Source organism: Bradyrhizobium sp. JR3.5 (assembly GCF_054057015.1).
In genome coordinates, this window is sequence record NZ_JBSRYV010000001.1 from 472,288 (window position 1) to 494,089 (window position 21,802).

The following is a 21,802-nucleotide window of genomic DNA, read 5'->3' on the forward strand; positions in this document are numbered from 1 at the left end:
ATAACGACACTAACGGGCTATCAACTTGCTTCTCATCAATAGCGGCCCGGCAATGCCAGGCAGCGACATGAGAAGCAGAATGACGATCAAGGCGCTGTAGCCGCCGTCACCGATCGCGGCCGTGTTGTGCACGGCGTCGGTTCCGGAGGCGTTGCTGGCGGCAAGCATCGCAAAGCCGATGATCGGCTGCGAGACGCCGGCGAATATCCCGGCAGCAGTGGTGTTCACAGAAGCGCCGACACCGATCAGGTCGGAGGTGTAGAGCTTCTTCACGCATTTCAGCACCAGCGGGACGGTGCCGCCGGCGACGAGCCCCAAGGCCGTGAACACGACGGTGACGTAGGCGAGACCAAATGTCCGGGCGACCTGCGGCAGCAGCATCGCGATCAGAAGCATGCGCAATACGCAAATGCCGATCAATGCGCGGTCGAGCGCCGCCGCGGCACGATCGGCGGCGTGACCGAGGAAGATCGAGCCGAGCGCATTGCCGATCATGAAGGCGAGCAGCGGCGTGCCGGCAGCCGTCGGAGAGATATGGAAAAAGTGGGCGACCATCGGAATGCCCCAGACGCCCGACAGCGTCGTCACAACCGCGAAGTGCGACGCGAACGTCATTGCACAACCCCAGTTCGCGATATGGGCCAGCGATTTCCGCGCAGCGATCACGACGCCCTTCAGCGTCTTGTTGCTATGCGATGCCGGATCAGGCTTGAGCGCGAGCTTGGCGAAGGCGAGGTTGGCCAGACCAATGCAGGCGATGAACAGGAAGCAGGCCCGCCAGCCGAACCCCGAGACGGCAGCTGCGAGCGGCGTGGTCGCGATCACGCCTCCGACATAGCCGGAGACCTGCGAGATGCCCGACATCATGCCGAACCGCTCGTCAGCGAAGCTTTGCGCCACGAGCTTGAGGAGTGCCGTGAAGACCAGCGCATCGCCGCAGGCGACAATCAGGCGCGCAGCAAAAACGTCGAGCAGGTTCGGCGCCAGCGCGAACGCTGCACTGCCGAGCGACGAGGCGATCATGCTGAGGAGGACGACGCGCTTGACGCCGTAACGATCGACCAGCAGGCCGGCCGGAATCTGCATCAAGGTGTAGCCCCAGAAATAGCTCGAGGCGAGCATCGCAACACCAGCCGCATCGGTGCCGAAGTCGTGCATGAAACTGAGGCTTACCGATTGCGGTGACACCCGCTGCAGGAAGGCAATGGCGTAGGCGATAGCCACTGCCGTCCAGGCGAGATAGGCGCGGTCAGTGAAACGCGACGTCTGGGCGTAAACGGCTTGTTGTCCGAGCATTGACATCACACCCTCGCGTAACCCACCGAGAACAGGGCATCCGCTGAATTCGGAATCTTCCGCGACATCGCAGCATCGACCAGTGACGCGGTGCCACGATACGCCTGCCGATGGTGTTTAATGTGGCCGTAAGCGCCACGCATGATCATGTCGGGCAGTTCGAGCGGCTTGCCCGGATAGAGTGAGGTGCACATCTCGACACAGGCCGCCTGCAACGCCGGGTCCTGCGCATCATCCAGCAACGATGGAGAAACTTTCTCGCAAATTTTAGCGTTCGCTGCCCACACGATCGGATTGCGTGTCCGCCAGCCGTAGAGCACGTTGCCATCGGCCCTCGCGGCGGCGCCCGAGCACTTCAGAACTTCCGCCGTAAAGAAGCCGTAGAGGCCGCGGCCCTGATGCGCCGGGAGTACTTCTGTCCCGCTACGATAGATTCCAAGTCCGGCCGACATCTGCAGGACGCGGTAGACCGAGAAGGCCACGAGGCCGGAGCCGTCATAGACGAGGATCAGGCTGTACTTCTGGTCGAAGGGCGAGGAGGTTGCCGTCCAGTGCGGCTCGGTGGCCTGCCAGTTGACGGCAATGATGCCGTTCATGGCGTCCATCAGCGGCTGGCGGTCGCAGGCTTCGATCCGGGAGGCATCGGGTAGACTGTAGATCGCGTAATCCGCCCAAGGCGATTTGATCGCCTCGTATCCGCCGCCCAGATCTCGCGACATGGCAGAACTCCAGAATTCCATTGCAAGCTATACAGGGCAGCCTCGAATGGCTTAAAGGACAATATGCCCTCGAAAACTGCCAAGCCGCCCCGGCCCGAGCCGCGCGACAAGAAAGCGACGCGGCGGATTGCGATCGTTGCCTTTCCGGGCGTGACCTTGCTTGACATCTCCGGGCCGGCTCAGGTGTTCGCGGAACTGGAGGCGATCGAACTGCCCGGGCCGGACTATTCGCTATCCTACCTGTCGACTTCAGGCGGCTTGGTGCCGACCGATGTCGGCATGAAGATCGACACGGCACCGATCGCCAGTGTTGCGCCAGCCGAGGTCGACACGCTGGTGATCCCCGGCGGGCCCGGCATCTGGAAGATCCGCAACGACGCCGAGTTGATGAACTGGATTGCGGAGGCGCTGCCGAAGGCGCGCCGTATCGCATCAGTCTGTCTCGGCGCATTTGCGTTGGCCTGGACCGGGATTCTGAACGGCAAGCGTGCTGCAACGCACTGGCGCTATTGTCCGCGTTTGCAGGACAGCTTTCCCGACATCCGCGTCGAGCCCAACGCGATTTTCCGTCAAGGACGGACATGTCTGGTCGTCGGCGGGTGTCAGTGCCGGCATCGATCTGGCGCTCGCGATGATCGAGGAGGATTTCGGCCACACCATCGCACTCGATGTCGCGCGCAGACTTGTGGTGTTTCTGAAGCGGCCGGGCGGTCAGAGTCAGTTCTCGACCGTCCTTGCGGCCCAGGCCTCGGACGTCGAGGGACGCTTCAGCGCGCTGCATGCCTGGATCATCGAGAACATCACGAGCGACCTCAAGGTCGAGACCCTCGCGGAAAAGGCCGGGATGACGCCGCGCACCTTTGCCCGGACCTATGTCAGCCGCACCGGCATGACGCCTGCTAGCGGTGTCGAGGCGCTGCGCGTTGAGACCGCGCGCTTGCTGCTCGAAAGCCGCCAGATCGGCGGCGTGGTCGAGGTTGCCAAGCGCGCGGGATTTGGCGACGACGAACGAATGCGGCGGGCCTTCCTGCGCCACCTCGGCGTGTCGCCGACCGAGTACCGAAACCGGTTCTCGGGCAGCTAGCACGTCGGACGGCTCAATTCGGAAGTGGACGCTTGGTGTCGAAACCCGATCCATCTCACAAGCGAATAGCTGGCCTTCGCTGGCCGGATTCGTCGGTGAAGATGGTAGCTTTTCCGGTTTGTCTGCGGCTAATGTGCCGGCCAAATCGGGAGAAGAAACGACCATGAATGACGGGACCCCCATTCAGCAGGCGCGCAATGTCGAACTCGGCGCCAGCGGCGAGGAATTCCAGAACCTGCACGAATTCGCGCAAAAGGCCCGCGCCAGGCTGAACCAGAACGCCTGGGACTACATCGTCGGCGCCTCGGAAACCGAGACCACGATGCGCCGCAACAGAATGGCGCTCGACGAGATCGCGTTCCGGCCGCGCGTGCTGCGCAACGTCATCAATGTGGATCCATCCGTCGAGGTCTTCGGCCGCAAGCTCCGGCTTCCGGTGATGATCGCGCCGGTCGGCGCGCTCGAGATCTTCGATCCGGAGGCAGCGGTGCAGCCGTCGCGCGCGGAGCGGGAACGTTCGGCGCGGCGCATATGCTGAGTTCGGTGTCGGAGCCGGGGCTGGAGAATACCGCCAAGGCGGCGCCTGACGCCTTGCGCATCTTCCAGCTCTATGTGCGCGGCGACGATGCGTTTGTCGAGGATGTGGTCAGCCGCAGCATCGACAACAGCTACGCTGCGTTCTGCCTCACCGTGGACACCGCCCATTACAGCCGGCGTGAGCGCGACATCGCCAAGCGCTATGTCCGCGAAAGCCGCATCCGCGCCACCGGCGGCGATTTCCAGAAGGGGCTGGAATGGCGGACGGTGAAGTTGATCAAGGACAAGTTCAAGATTCCGCTCATCCTCAAGGGAATCGCCACCGCGGAAGACGCCAAGATCGCCCTCGATCACGGCGTCGACTGGATCTATGTCTCAAATCACGGCGGACGCCAGCTCGACCACGGCCGTGGGTCGATGCATGTCCTGCCCGAGATCGTTCAGGCCGTCGCAGGCCGCGCCAAGATCATGGTCGATGGCTCGATCTGCCGTGGCACCGACATCGTGAAGGCCATCGTCTCGGGGGCCGACATCGTCGGGATCGGCCGTCTGCAATGCTGGGCGCTCGCCGCGGCCGGCGAGGCAGGCATTGTCCGGATGCTGGAATTGCTGGAGGACGAGGTGATCCGCTGCCTCGGTCTGCTCGGCGTCACCAGCTTCGCCGAACTGGACAAGTCCTATCTGCATGCGGCGACGCCGACCAATATGCCGAGCGTGTTCAGCGCATTCCCGCTGCTCGATATAGATCCCTACCGCTACTGAGCCGCGCCGCTGCGAAGACATATGGAGTGATGACGCGATCGGGGCGCCGGGCACCTCGATCGCGCCGGCTCGCCGTCAATCTGTGGTGTCCATGAAGCCGCCGCGGCAAAGACAAAGTCTGATCCAAATGCCGCACTAGTCGAAGCGAATGGCAAACAATCCATTCGCTGAATTTTCACTTGAGCGCGCGATCGCCTTGCGCTGGACCCTCCGTGATATCCAGGCCGGCCGGCTCAAACTGTCGCCGGTCAGCGACGAGGATCTGGGCGTCCTCATCGAACTCGGTCTGGTTGAACTGTCTGACAACCAGCCCGAGCTGACGGAGGCGGGGGCCGCGGTGCTGAACGACTGAACGGGCCGATAGCCTAGCGCGCGTTCAGGAAGCTTTCGCCGGAATTGCACGGCGCGCACTGATAGGTCAGCACGTCGTAGACTTGGTCGCGCGGCTCGATCAAGGCGAGCCGCATTTGCGTGCCGCACTTCATGCACGGCATCTCTATGCTGGTCTTGAAGCGGGTGCAGGTCGGTGTTGGACGAACGGCGCGCAGCATCGGATCTCATTCCCCACAAGAGACGCGAACGCGACCAACGACGAGGCCGAATCACTATGCCACAGTGCTGACATGATTGGAATCGGCCTGCGAGCAGGCCGGTCGCCGCTAGGTAAATTTTCCTCGGCTGCAAGGATGAGTGGGCCACTCATAGTTTGGCGATACGGCTCTGACGCCTTCACAATCTATGCTAACCTTGCCAGACGCTTTTTTCAGGGGGCGCGATCATGATTGAGCCGAAGCTTGAAGTTCCCGCCGAGTTGCGCGATCTGGCGGAAAAGACCATCGACCAGGCCGAACAGGCCTTCAGCCTGTTCTTTGATGCCGCGAGCAAGTCGATGACAGCGATGCCGGGCACGGGTACCGAGATTTCAAAACAGGCGCTGTCGTTCACCGAGCAGAACATGAAGGCGGCGTTCGAGCACGCGCGCAAGCTCGTGCACGCGACTGATCTGCAGGAGGCGATGCGGATCCAGTCGGAATTTCTGCGCAGCCAATTCACCAATGCCGGCGAACATATGCGGCAGATCAGCGGAAGCGTGATGTCCGTAACCAAGGACGCCGCCAAGGGCAAGTTCTAAGGCAGGCGGCCTTGGCAGCGCCTCGACGCCTAGCGCCGGCGCGCTGCAGCAACGCCGAGCAGAAACGCGACGAACAGGCTTGCGAGCGGCGCTTCGCGCGTGACCGCGCTCACGGTGGCGAGGACGCCGCCCGGCCGGCGTGAGGTTGCGATCGCGTCGCTGAGGCGATCGGCCGCCGCTCGAAGTCCGTCCGACACCTCCGTGATGGTACGCGAGACGTCCGTAGCGGTGTCGATCGCCCGCTCACCGAGTGTGGGCTGAAGCGGAGACTCGGGTGTTTCAGAGCTCATGTGCCGTGCCGCGATTTTCACCAAAGGTAGGGTGGCCGTTACCCCGGCTATCCGCGCGTGCGCGTGCCGACGGCCGCATATCGGGGAAATTCAGCAGCTGGGGATTGGTTCCACCAACATGCCTCGCTTTCACATCGCGGAACCGGAAACTTACGCGCCGGTTGCGGCTTGTTTCCGTGGAGGAGACGATGATGACAATGCAGGCGCATGGCATATCGGACGGTCGTTCGATCAAGCATCGAAATCGGCACGGCGGAACGCCGCTGTTGATCGCGGTCCTGGTTGCGATCATCGGCGTGCTGGGCATGCTGATGGTCGACCACGGTCCGTGGAGCAAGCCGAAGGTGCAGGCGGCCGCTTCCGCCAACTATTCAACGACCGGCGAGGCGGCACGTGCGGCGGGCGCAAAGGTAATGCCGACCGAGCCCAAGACACCGATTGAGCCTGATCCACCCGGTCCAGAGCCCGCTCAGCCGGCAAATCCGAGCACGCCGCAATAGATGCGGGACGTCGTTGAGATTGCACCCGACCAAAGTGTAGAAATTGACCGGTCCGGCAGCGGCGACAAAATCATTGTCGGCAATATCGCAGCTGATCAGCGCACGCTGACGAGCATGCCCCACGCCGCGGCGAACCCGGCACCGACGAGAACCAGCACCGGGCTGTCGCAGAAGATACCGCCATACTGGCACATGGTGGCACCGATCGAGCCGATCTCATGATGGCCCGCTGCATAGAACAGGCCGGACAGGACCGCGAGCACGGCAGCAACGAAATACATCGGCGCTTCCTCCTTGCAATCTCACTGCGGCGCGGGTCGACCGACGCGAGCCAAAACTGTCCTGATGTCGATCCAAATGTTGTGAGCCGCTCGTCCGCCTGACGCGTCGGGCAACTCAGCGGCACGCTAACATCATCGCAAAGCATACGGCCGATCGGCGCCGGCTCGTGTTGCGATTCCGGATCATGGGCTCAGTTTCGGTCAAAGGGGTTTCCCGCCGTCGAAGCCGACGCATCATATTTTACCAATCGCATTCAGCTCGCAAAAACGTTTGACGCGTCAGGCAACTCAGGGGCATTATCCGATAATCAGAAATCGTTGAGCCCGCGCGGAGCAATCTGCGGCGGGCTTTTTGTTTGCCGTTTCACCAATCGGACGGCGGCCGCAACGTCACGACGCCACACGCCAGCCCGTCGCCTGGAACCTGCCTCGCCCTGGGCATGGCAGCACACGCTGTATTGGCGGAAGGAGCTCGTCTAGATCCCGTGAGGTGGTCGGGTCATTGCCGACAATTCGACGACGTGGAGTGCCCGGTGGCCGAAGCCACCGGGCGTTTTCGCGTTTCTGAGCCGTAGCCAGCTCCCTAGCAGGCCGCAGTCGTTAGTTGGAGTTTGGGCTACGCGTCGAATCTTGGGCGAGAGGATGCTAGAATGGCTTGGCGCGTGCGGACGAAGTCTCGCTGGAGGCGTGCCCGCAAATGGGCGCCTTGCGGCAGTCGTGGGTCTTGAACATTGAATTCGCGAGACGCAGGCTTGTGCGTCTTGATCTCTGGTGATCGATCGATAAACTGCGCGGTATGGCTTGATCGCACTGCGTGAATATTTAGGAGATCGAACGAAGGAAGAGACCATGGTTGAGGTTGGCCGCGGGTTCGACGCGAAGGCGCCGCCAGGCCCGGATATGGGTCGTTATTCGACCATGGTCGCACGAGCCAGGGCGCTTGTTCCGGCTTTGCGTGAACGGGCGTCGCGGACCGAAGAGCTGCGCCGGCTGCCACCGGAGACCGAGCGCGATCTGCATGATAGCGGCCTTTTCCGGATCCTGCAGCCCAAGCGCGTCGGGGGCAGTGAGCTCGACTATGTCGCATTGGTCGATTGCGCCGATGCGCTGGGGCAGGGAGATGCCTCGGTGTCCTGGAATTTTGCCAACCTTGCAAGTCACCACTGGATGCTGGGTATGTTCGCGCCTGAAGCGCAGAGCGCGGTGTGGGGCGAAAATCCAGATACGCTGATCGCGTCTTCCTTTGTTTTCCCTGCAGGCCGTGCCAGGAAAACAAGTGCCGGATATGTGTTGAGTGGTCACTGGCCGTTCTCGTCCGGGGTGGAAGCGTGCGGGTGGAACATGCTCGCGAGCGTGGTTGCCTCGGATGACGAGGCCGATGGCGTCGAGTATCGGCTCTTCCTGTTGAACAGACGAGACTACAGCATCGACGACACCTGGAATGCGGCTGGTCTGCGCGGTACAGGGTCGAACGACGTGCGGGTAACTGATGCATTCGTTCCCGAGCATATGACGGTTGCCGTCAGCGATCTTGCGGGTGGCGCAACGCCTGGCAGTGTTGTCAATCCGAATGCGCTCTACATGCTTCCGGTTTTCTCGTTGTTTCCCTACGTGCTGTCTGGTGTCGGTCTGGGGAATGCCCAGGCTTGCCTTGACGATTACGTCGAGATCGCGCGACACCGTGCTTCAACATATAACCGAGCCAAGATCGGCGACCTGCAGAGTACACAGATCAAGATTGCCGAGGCATCTGCGAAAATAGATGCCGCGCGGCTGATCATGCGTACGAATTGCATTGAGGTACTTGCGGAGGTCCGGCGTGGCGAGATCCCGAGCACCGCGGGGAAGACGAGGCTTCGGCGCGATGGCGCATTCGCGGTCAATCTGTGCACCGAAGCAGTGTCACTTCTATTTGCAGCGAGCGGGGCGCGCAGCCTGTTCATTTCGGGAGCGTTGCAGCGCCAGTTCCGCGATGCACATGCGGTGAACTCACATTTCGCCTTCAATTTCGACGCGGCAGGTACCAATTACGGACGGGTGGCTCTCGGGCTGCCGTCTGAAAACCTGACGCTTTGAGGCTGGCCGGATGTCTGACTCACCCAAACCCCCGCCGGATCCGGCCAGTGAACTCGCAAGCGACAGCTCGACGATCGATCCCCGCGACTTCCGCAATGCCCTCGGTATGTTTGCGACCGGTGTGACGATCGTCACCGCGATGTCGACGGAAGGACGTCCGTACGGAATCACTTGCAATTCCTTTGCGTCGGTGTCGCTCAACCCACCACTCGTGTTGTGGAGCCTGGGGATGTTTTCGCAGGGATTGCCGATCTTCCAGAATGCCAGCCATTTCACGGTCAACGTTCTTGACGCGTCGCAGCAGACGCTGGCTATAAAGTTTGCCAGATCATCGGGTGACAAATTCGCCGGCGTGAGTTGGTCACCAGGCCTTGGGAACGCCCCCGTGCTTGCCAACGTGGTCGCAAATTTTCAATGCCGGGCTGCCAACCGCTACTACGGCGGCGATCACGTCATTTTCCTTGGGGCGGTGGAGGCCTACGCCTATAACCGGAACAATCCGCTGCTGTTCGCGCACGGAGGTTTTGGCCGGTTTCTGGCCGACGATGACGGCAACGCATCATGAATCGAAAGGCGCCCGTCAAGCGAACTCGTGCCAAGCAGAGGCGGCTGTCGGCCGACGATCGTCGCAGTGAATTCGTTAGCAAGGCGACAGAGCTTTTCGCGGAGGAAGGATTTGGCGGCGGCACGCGCGCCCTCGCTCGCAGGCTCGGTGTGACGCAGCCGTTGCTTTATCGCTACTTTCCGAGCAAGGACGATCTCATCAAGGAAGTCTACCGCAAGGTCTATCTCGAGCCGCTTGAAATCGGCTGGGAAAAGTTGCTCTCCGACCGGTCGCGTCCACTCCGCGTGCGGCTTCAGGAATTTTACGAAGTCTATACGGATGCAATCTTCAACCGAAAATGGCTGCGGATCTATCTCTACTCTGGACTGAAGGGCCTCGATATCAATCGTTGGTATGTTGGCATGGTCAAGGACAAGATCCTGACACGCATTGTCAGGGAATGTCGCCAGGACGCCGGCCTCGCCACGCAGAGCAGGCCAAGCGCTGCCGAACTGGAACTGGCCTGGGTGTTTCACGGCGGCATCTTCTATTACGGTGTACGCAAATACATCTACGAAGCGCCCGTCCTCGAGGACAAGGCGCAGATGATCAGTGATGCGCTGGATCTTTTTCTGGCGGGATTTGAGAGGGTGGCGGAGGGTGCAACCGATCGTCGGCGGGCGCCGATCAAGGTCGTCGGCTGAGCCGGATTACCTTGCCGCCATCTGGTCCCGATACCAATCTCCAATCTCGCTCGCCGTCATGAGCGCGACGCCGTCATGGCCTATCACGTAATCGAGCAGGGCCTCCAGGTATTTGATTCGATGTGGTACCCCCGTGATGTAAGGATGCACCGAGATTGCCATGATCCGCGCGTTCTCTGCGCCTTCGAGATACAACCGATCGAACTGGTCGGTACAGCGCGTCAGGAACTGTTCCGAGGGCAGGTGCTGTAGTGCGTGAATGACAATGTCGTTGGTCTCGACGGAATAGGGAATCGTCGTCACAGTTCCGTGCGGTGTCGCGATGTCCTGAGGAAGATCGTCGATCACCCAATCGGCCACATATTCGATCCCGTTGAGGCGCAGGAGATCGAGTGTTTCTTCGGTCTCGGTCAGGCCGGGGCTTTCCCACGATCGCGGCGGCTTGCCAGCAAATGCGGCGATCGTGTCGACGGCACGCTTGATCGCATCCGCCTGGTTCTCGACCTTGTGCATTGGGCCCTGCACGAACCCATGCCCCATGAATTCGAAGCCCGCCTCGCGCGCCGCCGACGCCACGCGCGGATAGCTGTTGCAGACGTTGGCATTCGTAGCCAGCGTCACCGGTATCTTTCGGTCGGTGAGGGCTTTGAATTGCCGCCAGAAGCCGGCGCGCATACCGTATTCATGCCACGACCAGTTCGGCACGTCAGGCAGCAGCGGCTGGCCCATCGGTGGGCTCAGCACGGTGCGTGGCATCGCATTTTCGATGCGCCATTCCTCGACATTGAGGATGACCCAGACAGCAAGCTTCTTGCCATCAGGCAATGCCAGTTTCGGTCGATCGATCTGAGCCTGGTACGGAATGCGATCGGTGAAAGCCACGTCGAAACTCCTTAGGTCACACGGATGATCCGGCGGCGGCGTTGATCTGTGGCAAGACCTTCTCGGCCATCAGGATCATCGATTGACGACCAAGCTCGCGATCCTTCCAGTCCTTGCCGGCATAGAGCAAGGTTCCGAAGGTGCCGATTTCTTCCTGGAATGCCAGCAGTTGGTCGGCTACGCTTTCAGGCGTGCCGTAGATGATCAGCTTTTCGCAGATCGATTCCAGCGTGACCTCCGCGTCAGGTTGGTCACGTCGTGTCTTGAACAGTTCGAGCCGGCCGCCGCGCTTCAGCTTCGTGAACAACTGGTGATAATAGTACACGTAGGGGCTATCGGGCGACGTGGCATAGGCCTTCGCGGTTGCTGCGTCCTTTGCAACGAACACGCTCTTGGCAACGCGCCAATTGGCGGGGGCGGCGACCCGGTTCACACGCTCGCAACCCTCGACGTATTTGGGCCAATGGCTCTTCACCCAGGCAGGCATCAGGAAGTTCGCCGAGATCGGATCCCAGCCGCGCGCCGCGGCTTCCGTGACGCCTTTTGAGAACGGCGCGACCGCTGTCACCACAATCGGCGGGTGAGGGGTTTGCAATGGACGGGCAATCAATCCCTGGCCAATGTCCTCGATCAAGGTCTGCTGGACCGAGACATTCCAGTATCTGCCCCGCAGATCATAGGGCGGCTTGCCTGCCCAGATATCGAGAACCTGATTGATCGCCTCCAGGAACATGGCATTGCGGTCGGCATCGAGATTGCCGAACACCTCCGCGTCGGACAGCAATCCGCCGGGGCTTATTCCGAGTATGAAGCGGCCATCGAGCATGTGATCGAGCATGGCGACGGATGCGGCGACCGCTGCCGGATGAGTGTTCGGCATGTTGATGGTGCCGGTTCCAAGCTTGATCTGCCTGGTTGCGGCCGCGAGCCAGGCAATGAACGCAATGCTGGAGGTTATGTTCTCGGCTCTGTCGGTGACGTGCTCGCCGACATACGCCTCCGTGAACCCGAGCTCGTCCGCGAGCAGGAAGGCTTCCCGATCCTCCCGGAGCGATTGCCGCCAATCCTTGTCGAGAGGATGGATCGGCATCGTAAAGAATCCGAGCTTCATCATCCGCCTCCCATTGCGTTGAACTTTAGTTGGCAAGGAACCTGCGGCCTTCCCAGGGCCAAGACAAGCCCCGCTGCGCAAATAATCACTCGATAAACAAACTTGACCTTTGAGGAGGGCGGCCCTCTAATCGGGCAAACCAAAATTGGGCCGGGAGGCCACGCCCACATGAAAGCTGCGGCTTTCGCCTACGCCCGCGCAACCAGCGTCGTGAATGCGCTGGAGTTGCTTGCCGCGCATGGCGACAAGGCGAAGGTTCTGTCGGGTGGCCAGAGCCTGATGCCGGCGATGAATCTGCGGCTCTTATCCCCGGACATCCTAGTCGATATCGGCGGCCTCGCCGAGTTGCGCGGCATCGCGGTGAGGCGAGACCTGCTGGTTATTGGTGCGCTGACCCGACATGTCGACCTGCTCAGATCGACAGACGTCGCGCTGCATGCGCCGCTGCTGCGGGACGCCGTTGGCTACGTCGCTCACCCCGCAATTCGCAATCGCGGAACGATAGGCGGTAGCCTTGCGCATGCCGATCCGGCATCGGAGCTGCCGGCCTGTGTTATGGCGCTTGACGCCACGATCGTTGTTCGCGGCCCGACGGGCGAGCGCCGGATCGCCGCGTCTGAGTTTTTCAAGGGAATCTACGAAACGGCGCTATCACCGGACGAATTGCTTGTGGCGATCGAGGTGCCAGTCGCGGACCAAGGCTCGACATTCTTCTTTCAGGAATATGCCCGTCGGCATGGTGACTACGCCGTCGTTGGTCTTGCTGCGCGGGCTGCTGTTGCAGCCGGCAGGTTCACGGATCTTCGGCTCGGCTTTTTTGCGGTTGGCGACCGGCCGCTGCTAGCGGCGGCCGCAGGCAGGTTGGTCAATGCATCCGTGACGCCTGCCTTGCTTGCAGAGGCCGCGACAGCACTGGCCAATGAACTCGATCCACAGGAGGATCAGCAGGCGACCGCGCCGATGCGGCGACATCTTGCTACGGTCTTGCTCCGGCGCTGCGTGGCCGCATTGCTGGCGCGGCCCGAACTGGAAGCGGGGGTAGCCAGGTGAGCACTCCAGTATCGGTTTCGCTTCTGGTCAACGGCGAGCCCATTGATGCGCTTGTATTGCCGCGTCTCAATCTGGCTGATTTCCTCCGGGAAAATCTGAAGCTGACCGGAACCCATGTCGGTTGCGAGCACGGCGTTTGTGGTGCCTGCACGATCCGGCTCGATGGCGAGATCGTTCGCTCTTGTCTGATGCTGGCGGTCCAGGCGCAGGGGGCGTCAGTCGAGACAATCGAGGGGCTGTCGGACAGCGGCGAAATCGCCGATCTTCAGGCGGCCTTTCGCGAACGCAATGCATTGCAGTGCGGCTATTGCACGCCCGGGATGCTGATGACGGCGCAGGACCTGCTGAAGCATTTGCCCGTGCCTGATCGTCAAGCGATCCGCGAGCATCTTTCCGGCAATTATTGCCGCTGTACAGGCTATCAAGCCATTGTGGACGCGGTGGAGGCGACAGCCAGGATGCGCGCGGAGCGATCGGCATGACGGTGACCCGTGCGCCGGCGGAGACACTTTCGGTGCTCGACCGCCCGAACTCCTATATCGGAAGGACGGTGCCGCGGCCGAACCTCGACAGGTTGCTGCAAGGGCGTGGACAATATGTCAGCGACCTGGAATTGCCGCGGATGGCGCACGTGGTTTTTTTACGGTCGCCCTATGCCCACGCCAGAATTGTGGCGATCGATGCCGACGCGGCACGACGTATGTCCGGCGTCATTTCCATCGTCACGGGTCGGGAGCTTGAGGCTGTCATCACGCCATGGGTCGGCGTGCTCTCGCATCTGAAGGGATTGAAGTCGGCGCCACAGCATGCGATCGCGATCGATCGGGCCTGCTGGCAGGGTGAGGCAGTCGCGGCGATTGTCGCAACCAGCCGTGCAGTGGCTGAAGATGCAATGGAGCAAATTGCCGTCGACTACGAGGAACTCGAGGCGGTCACCGACATGCGCACTGCGCTCGATCCGGCAACGCCTGTCATTCACGCCTCGCTCGGTGACAATCTCGCCTTTGAACGGACCCTCAACGCCGGCGATGTCGACCAAGCATTGTCGGATTCTGAGGTGGTCGAGGCCGACTTTGTATTCGGGCGCCACACCGGCGTGACGCTTGAACCGCGGGCGGTGGTTGCCGACTGGAATGCTGCCGAGGCGCGGCTGACGATCTATCAGGGCACACAGGCGCCCCACATGGTGCAGAACATTGCGGCCTTGCATCTCGGACTAAGGGAAGCGCAGGTCCGGGTGGTCTGCAAGGATGTTGGCGGCTCGTTCGGCATCAAGGTCCACATCTACGCCGACGAAATGGCGACCTATGCGCTGTCCAAGCTGCTACGGCGGCCGATCAAATTCGTGGCTGACCGTGTGGAGAGCTTCAACACGGACATTCACGCTCGCGATCATCGGTGCAGGGGCCGGATCGGCGTTAAGCCGGACGGCACCATCACGGCCTTCGAGATCGACGACCTGACGGGGATCGGTCCCTATTCGATGTATCCGCGCACCAGCGCCATCGAGGCCAATCAGGTGGTCAATCTGGTTGGGGGGCCATACGTCACCCCGAACTATCGGGCGCGAGCGCGGGTCGTCTTCCAGAACAAGAACGTGATGTGTCAGTACCGGGCGGTCGGACACCCGATTGCCTGTTCGGTCACCGAGGGTCTGGTCGACCTTGCCGCAGCGAAGATCGGCATGGACCCCGTCGAGATCCGCCGGCGCAACTTGATCGCCGACGATGCCTACCCCTGTGCATCACCCTCCGGCATGAAATTCGAGCAGCTTTCGCATCATGCATCGCTGGCCAAGCTGCTGCAGATGATGGATTACGATGCATTGCGTGCTGAGCAAGCGACGTTGCGGGCCAGAAATATTCACCGCGGTATCGGAATCGCCAGCTTCATCGAGGTCACCAATCCCAGTGCTGCCTTTTACGGTGTCGGCGGCGCGAAAATCTCGTCGCAGGATGGTGTTGCGGTTCGGCTCGACGCGCAGGGGTCGGTGATCTGCCAGACCAGCATCACGGAGCAGGGGCAGGGCTCGGAATCGCTGACTGCCCAGATCGTGGGCAGCGTGCTGGGCGTTTCGATGGAACGGGTCCGCGTGATCCTGGGCGACACCGACAACACGCCCTATGGTGGCGGCACCTGGGCCTCGCGCGGTGCCGGCATCGGCGGCGAAGCCGCGTTGCAGGCCGCCAAGGCCCTGCGCCAGAATATCCTTGATATCGCCGCGGCCATCCTGCAATCGACGCCCGGCGGGCTCGATATCGTCAACAACAGCATCGTCAGTGCCGACGACGGTGCGTCACGGATCGAGCTGAGCGAATTGGCGCGGATCGTCTATTTTCGGCCGGATACCCTCCCGCCGGGCATCCAGCCTGAGTTGATGGCGACCCGACATTTCGTGCCGCGCCAATATCCCTTCGCATTCACCAACGGGGTTCAGGCTTCTTGGCTCGAGGTCGATACCGAGACCGGGTTCGTGACGTTGCTGAAGCATTGGGTTGTCGAAGACTGCGGCACCATCATCAACCCGCAACTGGTCGACGAGCAGATCCGGGGCGGGGTCGTGCAGGGGCTCGGCGCGGCGCTGTTCGAGAAATGCATCTATGACGAGCGTGGTCAGCTGACCAACGCGAATATGGCGGACTACCTGGTCCCGATGTCCGGCGAGATGCCCGATATCGAGATTGGCCACGTGGTGTCTCCGACGCAGGAATCTGAGCTCGGAGCCAAAGGGGCAGGTGAGGCAGGGACAGCCGGCGCGGCGGCTGCGGTTGCCAACGCGGTCAACGACGCGCTGCGGCCGTTCGGCGCAACAATTACCGAGATTCCGCTCAAGCCTCAGGTTATCCTGACGGCCTTGGGACGAATCTGAGGTGGAGACGTTCCAGGCAAAGACAATACGATAAACAAAACACAGATAGTTCTTGGGGAGGAATAGTCATGACGAACAAGGTCACCAAAGCTGGATCGATATCGCGGCGTCGTCTGCTGACGACGGCAAGCGCCGGCGCCGCTCTCGCCGTCTCGCCTTTTCGCATCAATCTGCTCCAGGCCGAGGAAGCACCCATCAAGATCGGCTTCCCTGTTCCCTTGACCGGTCCGTATGGCGCCGAGGCCCAGGACCAGGTGCGGGCGGGTCAGCTCGCTGTCGCCCAGTTCAATGATGCTGGCGGTCTCAACGGCCGCAAGGCCGAGCTTGTCGTGCGCGACGACAAGCTCAATCCCGGTGAAGCGGCAACGCGGACATTGGAGCTGGTCGAGAAAGAGAAGGTGAATTTCGTCGTCGGCAGTCTGTCCGCGGCGGTTCAGCTTGCGATCAACAACGTCACCAAAGAGCGCGGCGTCATCTTCAACTCGATCAGCCAGTCCGACGCCATCAACGAGGCAGCCGACTTCAGCAAGTACACGTTCCACGAAGCGCTGAACCCGCACATGACGTCAGGTGCGGTCGGCCGCTATGCCTTCGCCAAATTCGGCAAGAAGGTTGCGTTTCTCACGGCGGATTACGCCTACGGTCACGAGATGGTTCGCGGTTTCCTCGAGGTCGGCAAGGAGTTCAACGTCGAGAACCTCGGCGACATCCGCCATCCGCTGGGAACGACTGACTTCTTCCACGCTGTTGCCGCGTCTCCAGGCGCTCAAGCCCGATATTCTGTGCATCAGCAATTTCGGCCGGGACCAGCAGATCGCGCTGAAGCAGGCGACCGACTTTGGCATCAAGAAATCGATCCAGATCATCGCGCCGCTGCTCTCGCATGCCAGCCGTGTCGCGGCTGGCCCCCAGGCATTCGAAGGCGTCGTCGGCGGTTGCTCCTTCTACTGGGGTATCGAGGACAAGTTCGCCTCGACCAAGGCGTTCAACGATGCCTTCCGCAAGATGTACGACGGCAAGCTGCCCACCGACTACGGTGCGCTCGGCTATGGAGGTGTTCGGACCGTGCTCGAGGCGGTCAGGGGCGCCGGCAGCGTCGAGACCGACAAGGTCGTCGCTGCATTGGAAGCTCTGAAGTACGACGACTACAAGGGCCCGCAATATTATCGCAAATGCGACCACCAGTCGGTACAATCGGTGCTCGTGATCAAGTCGAAGTCCAAGGACATGAGGAACGAGTCCGACGTGTTCGAGGTTCTGTCGACCGAAGAGCCCAACGAGAAGAACCTACGTACCTGCGAAGCGCTCGGCCACAAGAGCTGAGCTCGTGCGACGGCGCGCGCCACGGGGCGGTGCGCGTCGTGCTGAGGGGAACAAATGGCGGGCCTGAGCTTTGACCTGATTGCGCTGCAACTGTTTGCCGGGTTGGCGCTCGGCGCCATCTATGTGCTGTTTGCGATCGGCCTCTCGCTGATCTTCGGGATGTTGACGGTCGTCAACTTCGCCCATGGCGCGTTCTACATGGTCGGCGCCTATGTCGGGCTCTATCTGATCTCGATCGGGGGCAATTTCTGGATCTGCCTCGTGGCGGTGCCGATCGCAATCGGACTGTTCGGCCTTGCCGTCGAGCGCGTGCTGATCCGGCCGCTTTACGGTCGCGGCATCGACTATCCGCTGCTGCTGACCTTCGGGCTCAGCTACGTGATGGTCGAATGCGTGCGCATTGCCTTTGGCAAGACCGGCTATCCTTTCGACACGCCCGAAGTTCTGCAGGGGGCTGTCGACATTGGCGTCGGCTATTTCCCGCTCTACCGCCTGTTCGTGATAGGCGCGACGGCCGTCGTGCTGCTGGCGCTCTGGCTGTTTCTGGAGAAGACCAGCTTCGGGCTGATTATCCGCGCCGGGGCGCGCGATCCGCAGATCGTCCGTGTTCTTGGGGTCGACGTTTCCAAGGTCTGGTTGATCGTGTTCGGGATCGGTACCGCGATTGCGGGCTTTGCCGGCCTGCTGGCCGCGCCGCTTCAGGGTGTCATTCCGGAGATGGGCGGCACGATTCTCGCCGAGGCATTCGTGGTAACGGTCGTTGGTGGGATGGGGTCGATCGGTGGCGCCGTACTGGCAGGCCTGCTGGTCGGTGTGGTGGTCAGCATGACCTCGCTGTTCGCACCCGAGATGGCCAAGGTTTCGATCTTTGCCTTGATGGCGGTCGTTCTGATCGTTCGTCCCCAGGGCTTCTTCGGCCGCGCCGGATTGATGAGCTGAGCCCGGCATGACCGAAACCACTCAATCGATCAAACAGCCCGGTGCCGCGACGGGCGGTTGGTACGAGTTCGCGACGCGGCATCGCGCCAGCATTGTCGCGGTGGTCATCCTGGTTTTCCCGCTGGTGATGCCGTTCACGGCCCTCGCCGTGAATATCCTGATCTATGGGTTGTACGCCCTCGGCTTCAACCTCGTGTTTGGATATCTGGGTCTGCTGTCGTTTGGTCACGCGGCGCTGTTCGGGACCGGTGCCTACCTCTGTGGCATCGCCATCGTGCATTTCGGCTGGCCATGGTATGCAGCGATCGCGGCCGGGGTCGCCGGCGGATTGTTGATGGCGCTGTTGATCGGCGTGCTCGCGATCAGGACACGCGGCATCTACTTCGCCATGGTCACGATGGCGCTGTCGCAGTGTGTCTACTACCTTTTCTACCAGGCGGTTGACTTGACCGGTGGCGAGAACGGCCTTCGCGGCGCATCAACGTCCGCAACATCGACCTGTTCGGCCTGCGGATCGACTTCATCAATCCGATGGTTCGCTACTACGTCATCGCGGCTTTTGTGATCGCCGCATTCTTTGTGATGTCACGCATTCTGGCGTCGCCCTTTGGTGCCGTGATTGAAGCGGTGCGCGAGAACGAGATGCGTGCACGCGCGTCCGGCTACGACGTGACCCTGACGCGATTGCTGACCTTCGTCCTGTCCGGCGGTTTCTGCGGCCTTGCGGGTGCTTTGCAGGCCCTGCACCTGTCGATCGTTCCGATCGAAATCCTGCATTACGAGACCTCGGGCCTGGTCGTGATGATCGCTCTCCTGGGCGGTATGGGGACGTTCTTCGGGCCGATGATTGGTGCTGCGGTCTTCCTGGTCCTGGAGAATGTGGTCTCGGTGTGGACCGTTCACTGGCAACTGATCGTTGGCGCCATCTTCATTGCGTGCGTGTTGTTCTTCCCCGCGGGCATCTGGGGCACGCTGATCGCGCGGGGCAGACGATGAGCGCCGCAGAAGGCCACGCCAGAGAAATCATTCTGCGCACCAGGGGCGTCGGCAAGACGTTCGGGAAGTTTGTCGCCCTCAACAATATCTCGGCCGAGTTTTCCAGAGGAGCGATCACCTCCATTATTGGTCCGAACGGGGCTGGAAAGAGCACCTACTTCAACCTGCTGTGCGGCGCCTTTCGGCCGACGAAAGGCAGTGTTGAGTTCGAGGGCAAGGATGTGACCGGTCTGCCGCAACACCGCTTTGCGCATATGGGGATCGCGAAATCCTTTCAGATCACCAGCGTGTTTCCGCAGCTTACGACACGAGAGAACATCCGCGTCGGCCTGCAGGCGCTGGTGTCGCGATACGATATCTGGCGTCCTCGTGCGCGACTGACAGAGCTTGTCGAGCGGGCGGACGATCTGCTGGCGCTCGTCGGGTTGTGGGAATCCCGGGAACGTGCGGCCAAGACGCTGGCCCATGGTGAGCAGCGGGCACTGGAGATCGGCATGGCGCTTGCCAGCCAGCCCCGCTTGCTGCTGCTGGACGAGCCGACGGCCGGCATGAGCCCGGAAGAAACCCGGACCATGATGGATCTGATCGTGAAACTCGCCAAGGAGCGTACGGTCATCCTCGTCGAGCACAAGATGAAGCTGGTGCTGGGGATCAGCGATCGCATCCTCGTGCTGCACCACGGAGAATTGCTCGCCGAGGGAACGCCGCAGGAGGTCAGGCAGAACGAGGCAGTGAAGCGGGTCTATCTCGGCCAGCGGGAGCACTGACGGGATGCTGCAGATCAGCAAGCTCAATGCCTGGTATGGCGCAAGTCACGCGTTACAGGACGTCAGTCTCGAGGTGAGCAAGGGCGAAATCGTCTGCCTGATCGGTCGCAATGGGGCCGGCAAAACGACAACGTTGAAATCGATCATGGGGTTGATGGGACGGGCGCGCGGCTCGGTCACCTTCAAGAGTGAAGAGCTGCTGCGTCAGCCGGCGCATGTGCGCTTCGCGTTGGGACTGGCTTACGTTCCAGAAGAGCGCCGGATCGTGCAGGGACTGACCGTGCGGGAGAATTTGCGGCTCGGGCTGGTTGCCTCGAAGGAGAAGAGGCGGGAAGCGGAACTGATCGACGAGATCGCTGCGATCTTCCCCCGACTGGCCGAGCGCATGGATCAAGAGGCGGTCACGATGTCCGGCGGCGAGCAGCAGATGCTGGCGATCGCGCGGGCGATGATCGCAAAGCCCGACCTGATCATGCTGGACGAGCCGTCGGAGGGCATCATGCCGGTCCTGGTCGACGAGATGTTCGAGCTGTTCAGCAGCATGAAGGCGCAGGGAACGACGGTTCTGCTGGTCGAGCAGAACGTCGAGCTGGCACTTGGCATCGCCGATCGTGCCTATGTGCTGGACCAGGGGGCGGTGGTGCACCAGGCGTCGGCGCAGGCGCTGCTCGCCGACGACGAGATCAAGGAGCGCTACTGCTCGGTGTGAGCAGGGTCTCGGATCAGCGCGCGTGCCACCGGCACGTATGAACTCTACTCCGCAGCGCGCGCGATCGCGTCGGCTTTCCGATTGGTGACGACGACCTTGATCGCGTCATCAACGCGGTCCCGCGCATATCTCAGCGCCGTCGGCAGGTCGGCCAGCGGAAACGTGTGCGTGTGGATCTTGGTCGCGTCGAACCGCTTCGCTGCCATCAATTCCATCGCGCGGTGTGTGGCGCTGCGGCCTTCGCCCCGGATGCCATAGGCATAGATGTTGTTTCGAACGAGGTGCGCAACGTCCAGCGTCGCGGCCTCGTGCGGGAACGCGGCCAGACAGATCTTGCCGCCCCGATTGGTCATGTGAATGGCCTGGTTGAGTGTCGCTTCGGTGCCGGCACATTCGACGACATAGTCCGCGCCGATCCCCCCTGTTAGTTGCTTCACGACATCAACGACGTCTTCGTCGTTGATGTTGATGACGCGGTCGGCCCCCAGTTCCTGGCCGATCGTCAGCCGCTTGTTGCGCGTCCCGGTCAGGATGACCGGGCTTGCACCAAGCGCCTTGGCCACAGCAACTGCGAGAAGTCCGATCGGCCCTGGGCCGATCACCACGACGCTCTCGCCGGCCACCAATCCCCCCAATTCCGTCAGGCCATACATCGATGTCCCGGCAGTCACCACGAGCGTCGCTTCCGCGTCACTCATGGTATCCGGGACGCGCGCCAGCGTATTGATGTGGTTGACCGCGTATTCGGCGAATCCGCCGTCGGTCGTAAAGCCGTTGGCGCGGTGACCCTTCTCCGGCTTTCCATAGTTGAGGCATGATGTGTACATGCCCTGGCGGCAGCGTTTGCATTGGCCGCAGCCGGCGTGGATCTCGACGCTGACCCGCTCACCGATCCTGAACTCGTCGACATCAGGGCCAAGCGCGGCAACCGTGCCCATGTATTCGTGACCCGGCGTAAAGTTCTTGTTGAAGGGCGCGCCGCCTTGAATGCTTGCCGGCGACCCGGGCATGGATGATTTCGAGATCGGTGGCGCAAATCGCAACCGCGTCGATGCGCACCAGCACTTCGGCACGCGATGGGATCGGCGTCGGCTTCTCGCGAAGCAGGAGCTGGTCGGGGTCACCAAGGACCCAGGCTTTCATCAGGTCGGGGACGGGAAGGTCGGACGATGTCTTGACGCCGGGCGGCTGGTACATGGGCGCTTCCTCTTTCGGCTTGCAGCCTAGCGCG

21 protein-coding genes and 4 pseudogenes are annotated in these 21,802 nt (G+C 61.6%); 17 read left to right on the top strand and 8 right to left on the bottom strand.

Annotated features, from left to right (window positions below):
* Window positions 1–9 precede the first annotated feature (9 nt).
* Window positions 10–1,302: an MFS transporter gene (locus tag ACVWW1_RS02330; RefSeq protein WP_456654702.1), complete on the bottom strand. Its 1,293-nt coding sequence runs from the start codon at window positions 1,300–1,302 to the stop codon at window positions 10–12.
* The gene (locus ACVWW1_RS02335; RefSeq protein WP_456654703.1) at window positions 1,302–2,015 is read right to left on the bottom strand and encodes a hypothetical protein; all 714 of its coding nucleotides are present in this window, start codon (window positions 2,013–2,015) and stop codon (window positions 1,302–1,304) included. The genes ACVWW1_RS02330 and ACVWW1_RS02335 overlap by 1 nt, the downstream gene beginning before the upstream one ends.
* 63 nt (window positions 2,016–2,078) lie before the next feature.
* On the opposite strand from ACVWW1_RS02335, the pseudogene ACVWW1_RS02340 reads away from it, so the two are divergent.
* From ACVWW1_RS02340 to ACVWW1_RS02350, 3 genes and pseudogenes are all read left to right on the top strand, one after another.
* Window positions 2,079–3,099: pseudogene (locus tag ACVWW1_RS02340) on the top strand (GlxA family transcriptional regulator).
* A gap of 163 nt (window positions 3,100–3,262) precedes the next feature.
* Window positions 3,263–4,398, top strand: a pseudogene (locus tag ACVWW1_RS02345) (alpha-hydroxy acid oxidase).
* A gap of 148 nt (window positions 4,399–4,546) precedes the next feature.
* Window positions 4,547–4,750: a hypothetical protein gene (locus tag ACVWW1_RS02350; protein WP_456654704.1), complete on the top strand. Its 204-nt coding sequence runs from the start codon at window positions 4,547–4,549 to the stop codon at window positions 4,748–4,750.
* A 13-nt stretch (window positions 4,751–4,763) separates the two neighbouring features.
* Here the strand turns inward: ACVWW1_RS02350 and ACVWW1_RS02355 are convergent, their stop codons facing one another.
* A complete protein-coding gene (locus ACVWW1_RS02355; RefSeq protein ID WP_050419149.1) occupies window positions 4,764–4,949 on the bottom strand; it encodes a hypothetical protein in 186 nt (61 codons plus the stop codon).
* 227 nt (window positions 4,950–5,176) lie between these two features.
* On the opposite strand from ACVWW1_RS02355, the gene ACVWW1_RS02360 reads away from it, so the two are divergent.
* Window positions 5,177–5,530, top strand: a complete 354-nt coding sequence (locus tag ACVWW1_RS02360; protein WP_456654705.1) for a phasin — start codon at window positions 5,177–5,179, stop codon at window positions 5,528–5,530.
* 29 nt (window positions 5,531–5,559) lie between these two features.
* Here the strand turns inward: ACVWW1_RS02360 and ACVWW1_RS02365 are convergent, their stop codons facing one another.
* Window positions 5,560–5,820 carry a hypothetical protein gene (locus tag ACVWW1_RS02365; protein ID WP_176530039.1) on the bottom strand — a complete coding sequence of 87 codons (261 nt, stop codon included), beginning with the start codon at window positions 5,818–5,820 and terminating at the stop codon, window positions 5,560–5,562.
* A gap of 197 nt (window positions 5,821–6,017) precedes the next feature.
* Between ACVWW1_RS02365 and ACVWW1_RS02370 the strand changes: the two genes are divergently transcribed.
* The gene (locus tag ACVWW1_RS02370; protein WP_456656602.1) at window positions 6,018–6,320 is read left to right on the top strand and encodes a hypothetical protein; all 303 of its coding nucleotides are present in this window, start codon (window positions 6,018–6,020) and stop codon (window positions 6,318–6,320) included.
* Window positions 6,321–6,415: 95 nt separating this feature from the next.
* Here ACVWW1_RS02370 and ACVWW1_RS02375 read toward each other — a convergent pair whose 3' ends face one another.
* Entirely contained in the window at window positions 6,416–6,601 is a 186-nt protein-coding gene (locus ACVWW1_RS02375) for a hypothetical protein (protein WP_173637755.1), read from the bottom strand.
* 849 nt (window positions 6,602–7,450) lie between these two features.
* Between ACVWW1_RS02375 and ACVWW1_RS02380 the strand changes: the two genes are divergently transcribed.
* The 3 genes from ACVWW1_RS02380 to ACVWW1_RS02390 are packed head-to-tail and all read left to right on the top strand — an operon-like array spanning window position 7,451 to window position 9,925.
* Window positions 7,451–8,677 (top strand): acyl-CoA dehydrogenase family protein, encoded by a 1,227-nt coding sequence (locus ACVWW1_RS02380; protein ID WP_456654706.1) that lies wholly within the window; start codon window positions 7,451–7,453, stop codon window positions 8,675–8,677.
* 10 nt (window positions 8,678–8,687) lie between these two features.
* Complete coding sequence (locus tag ACVWW1_RS02385) at window positions 8,688–9,242, top strand: flavin reductase family protein (protein WP_456654707.1); 555 nt, start codon at window positions 8,688–8,690, stop codon at window positions 9,240–9,242.
* Complete coding sequence (locus ACVWW1_RS02390) at window positions 9,239–9,925, top strand: TetR/AcrR family transcriptional regulator (protein ID WP_456654708.1); 687 nt, start codon at window positions 9,239–9,241, stop codon at window positions 9,923–9,925. The genes ACVWW1_RS02385 and ACVWW1_RS02390 overlap by 4 nt, the downstream gene beginning before the upstream one ends.
* 6 nt (window positions 9,926–9,931) lie before the next feature.
* Here the strand turns inward: ACVWW1_RS02390 and ACVWW1_RS02395 are convergent, their stop codons facing one another.
* Both ACVWW1_RS02395 and ACVWW1_RS02400 read right to left on the bottom strand, forming a co-directional pair.
* On the bottom strand, window positions 9,932–10,807 hold the full coding sequence (locus ACVWW1_RS02395) for a polysaccharide deacetylase family protein (RefSeq protein WP_207831435.1): 876 nt from the start codon (window positions 10,805–10,807) through the stop codon (window positions 9,932–9,934).
* Between the two features lie 16 nt (window positions 10,808–10,823).
* Window positions 10,824–11,918, bottom strand: a complete 1,095-nt coding sequence (locus ACVWW1_RS02400) for an LLM class flavin-dependent oxidoreductase (protein WP_456654709.1) — start codon at window positions 11,916–11,918, stop codon at window positions 10,824–10,826.
* Between the two features lie 168 nt (window positions 11,919–12,086).
* Between ACVWW1_RS02400 and ACVWW1_RS02405 the strand changes: the two genes are divergently transcribed.
* From ACVWW1_RS02405 to ACVWW1_RS02440, 8 genes and pseudogenes are all read left to right on the top strand, one after another.
* Window positions 12,087–12,968: an FAD binding domain-containing protein gene (locus ACVWW1_RS02405; protein ID WP_456656603.1), complete on the top strand. Its 882-nt coding sequence runs from the start codon at window positions 12,087–12,089 to the stop codon at window positions 12,966–12,968.
* Window positions 12,965–13,450 (top strand): (2Fe-2S)-binding protein, encoded by a 486-nt coding sequence (locus ACVWW1_RS02410; RefSeq protein ID WP_456654710.1) that lies wholly within the window; start codon window positions 12,965–12,967, stop codon window positions 13,448–13,450. The genes ACVWW1_RS02405 and ACVWW1_RS02410 overlap by 4 nt, the downstream gene beginning before the upstream one ends.
* Window positions 13,447–15,837, top strand: coding sequence for a xanthine dehydrogenase family protein molybdopterin-binding subunit (locus tag ACVWW1_RS02415; protein WP_456654711.1), 2,391 nt, complete (start codon window positions 13,447–13,449; stop codon window positions 15,835–15,837). The genes ACVWW1_RS02410 and ACVWW1_RS02415 overlap by 4 nt, the downstream gene beginning before the upstream one ends.
* A gap of 68 nt (window positions 15,838–15,905) precedes the next feature.
* A pseudogene (locus ACVWW1_RS02420) lies at window positions 15,906–17,160 on the top strand (ABC transporter substrate-binding protein).
* A gap of 54 nt (window positions 17,161–17,214) precedes the next feature.
* Window positions 17,215–18,099: a branched-chain amino acid ABC transporter permease gene (locus ACVWW1_RS02425; protein ID WP_298363053.1), complete on the top strand. Its 885-nt coding sequence runs from the start codon at window positions 17,215–17,217 to the stop codon at window positions 18,097–18,099.
* Window positions 18,100–18,106: 7 nt separating this feature from the next.
* A pseudogene (locus ACVWW1_RS02430) lies at window positions 18,107–19,095 on the top strand (branched-chain amino acid ABC transporter permease).
* Window positions 19,092–19,862, top strand: coding sequence for an ABC transporter ATP-binding protein (locus ACVWW1_RS02435; RefSeq protein ID WP_207831425.1), 771 nt, complete (start codon window positions 19,092–19,094; stop codon window positions 19,860–19,862). Before ACVWW1_RS02430 ends, ACVWW1_RS02435 begins: the two are co-directional and overlap by 4 nt.
* Before the next feature lie 4 nt (window positions 19,863–19,866).
* Window positions 19,867–20,571: an ABC transporter ATP-binding protein gene (locus ACVWW1_RS02440; protein WP_456654712.1), complete on the top strand. Its 705-nt coding sequence runs from the start codon at window positions 19,867–19,869 to the stop codon at window positions 20,569–20,571.
* Window positions 20,572–20,615: 44 nt separating this feature from the next.
* Here the strand turns inward: ACVWW1_RS02440 and ACVWW1_RS02445 are convergent, their stop codons facing one another.
* Window positions 20,616–21,581: a zinc-dependent alcohol dehydrogenase gene (locus ACVWW1_RS02445; RefSeq protein WP_456654713.1), complete on the bottom strand. Its 966-nt coding sequence runs from the start codon at window positions 21,579–21,581 to the stop codon at window positions 20,616–20,618.
* Between ACVWW1_RS02445 and ACVWW1_RS02450 the strand changes: the two genes are divergently transcribed.
* On the top strand, window positions 21,580–21,798 hold the full coding sequence (locus ACVWW1_RS02450; protein ID WP_456654714.1) for a hypothetical protein: 219 nt from the start codon (window positions 21,580–21,582) through the stop codon (window positions 21,796–21,798). The genes ACVWW1_RS02445 and ACVWW1_RS02450 overlap by 2 nt on opposite strands.
* Window positions 21,799–21,802: the final 4 nt, after the last annotated feature.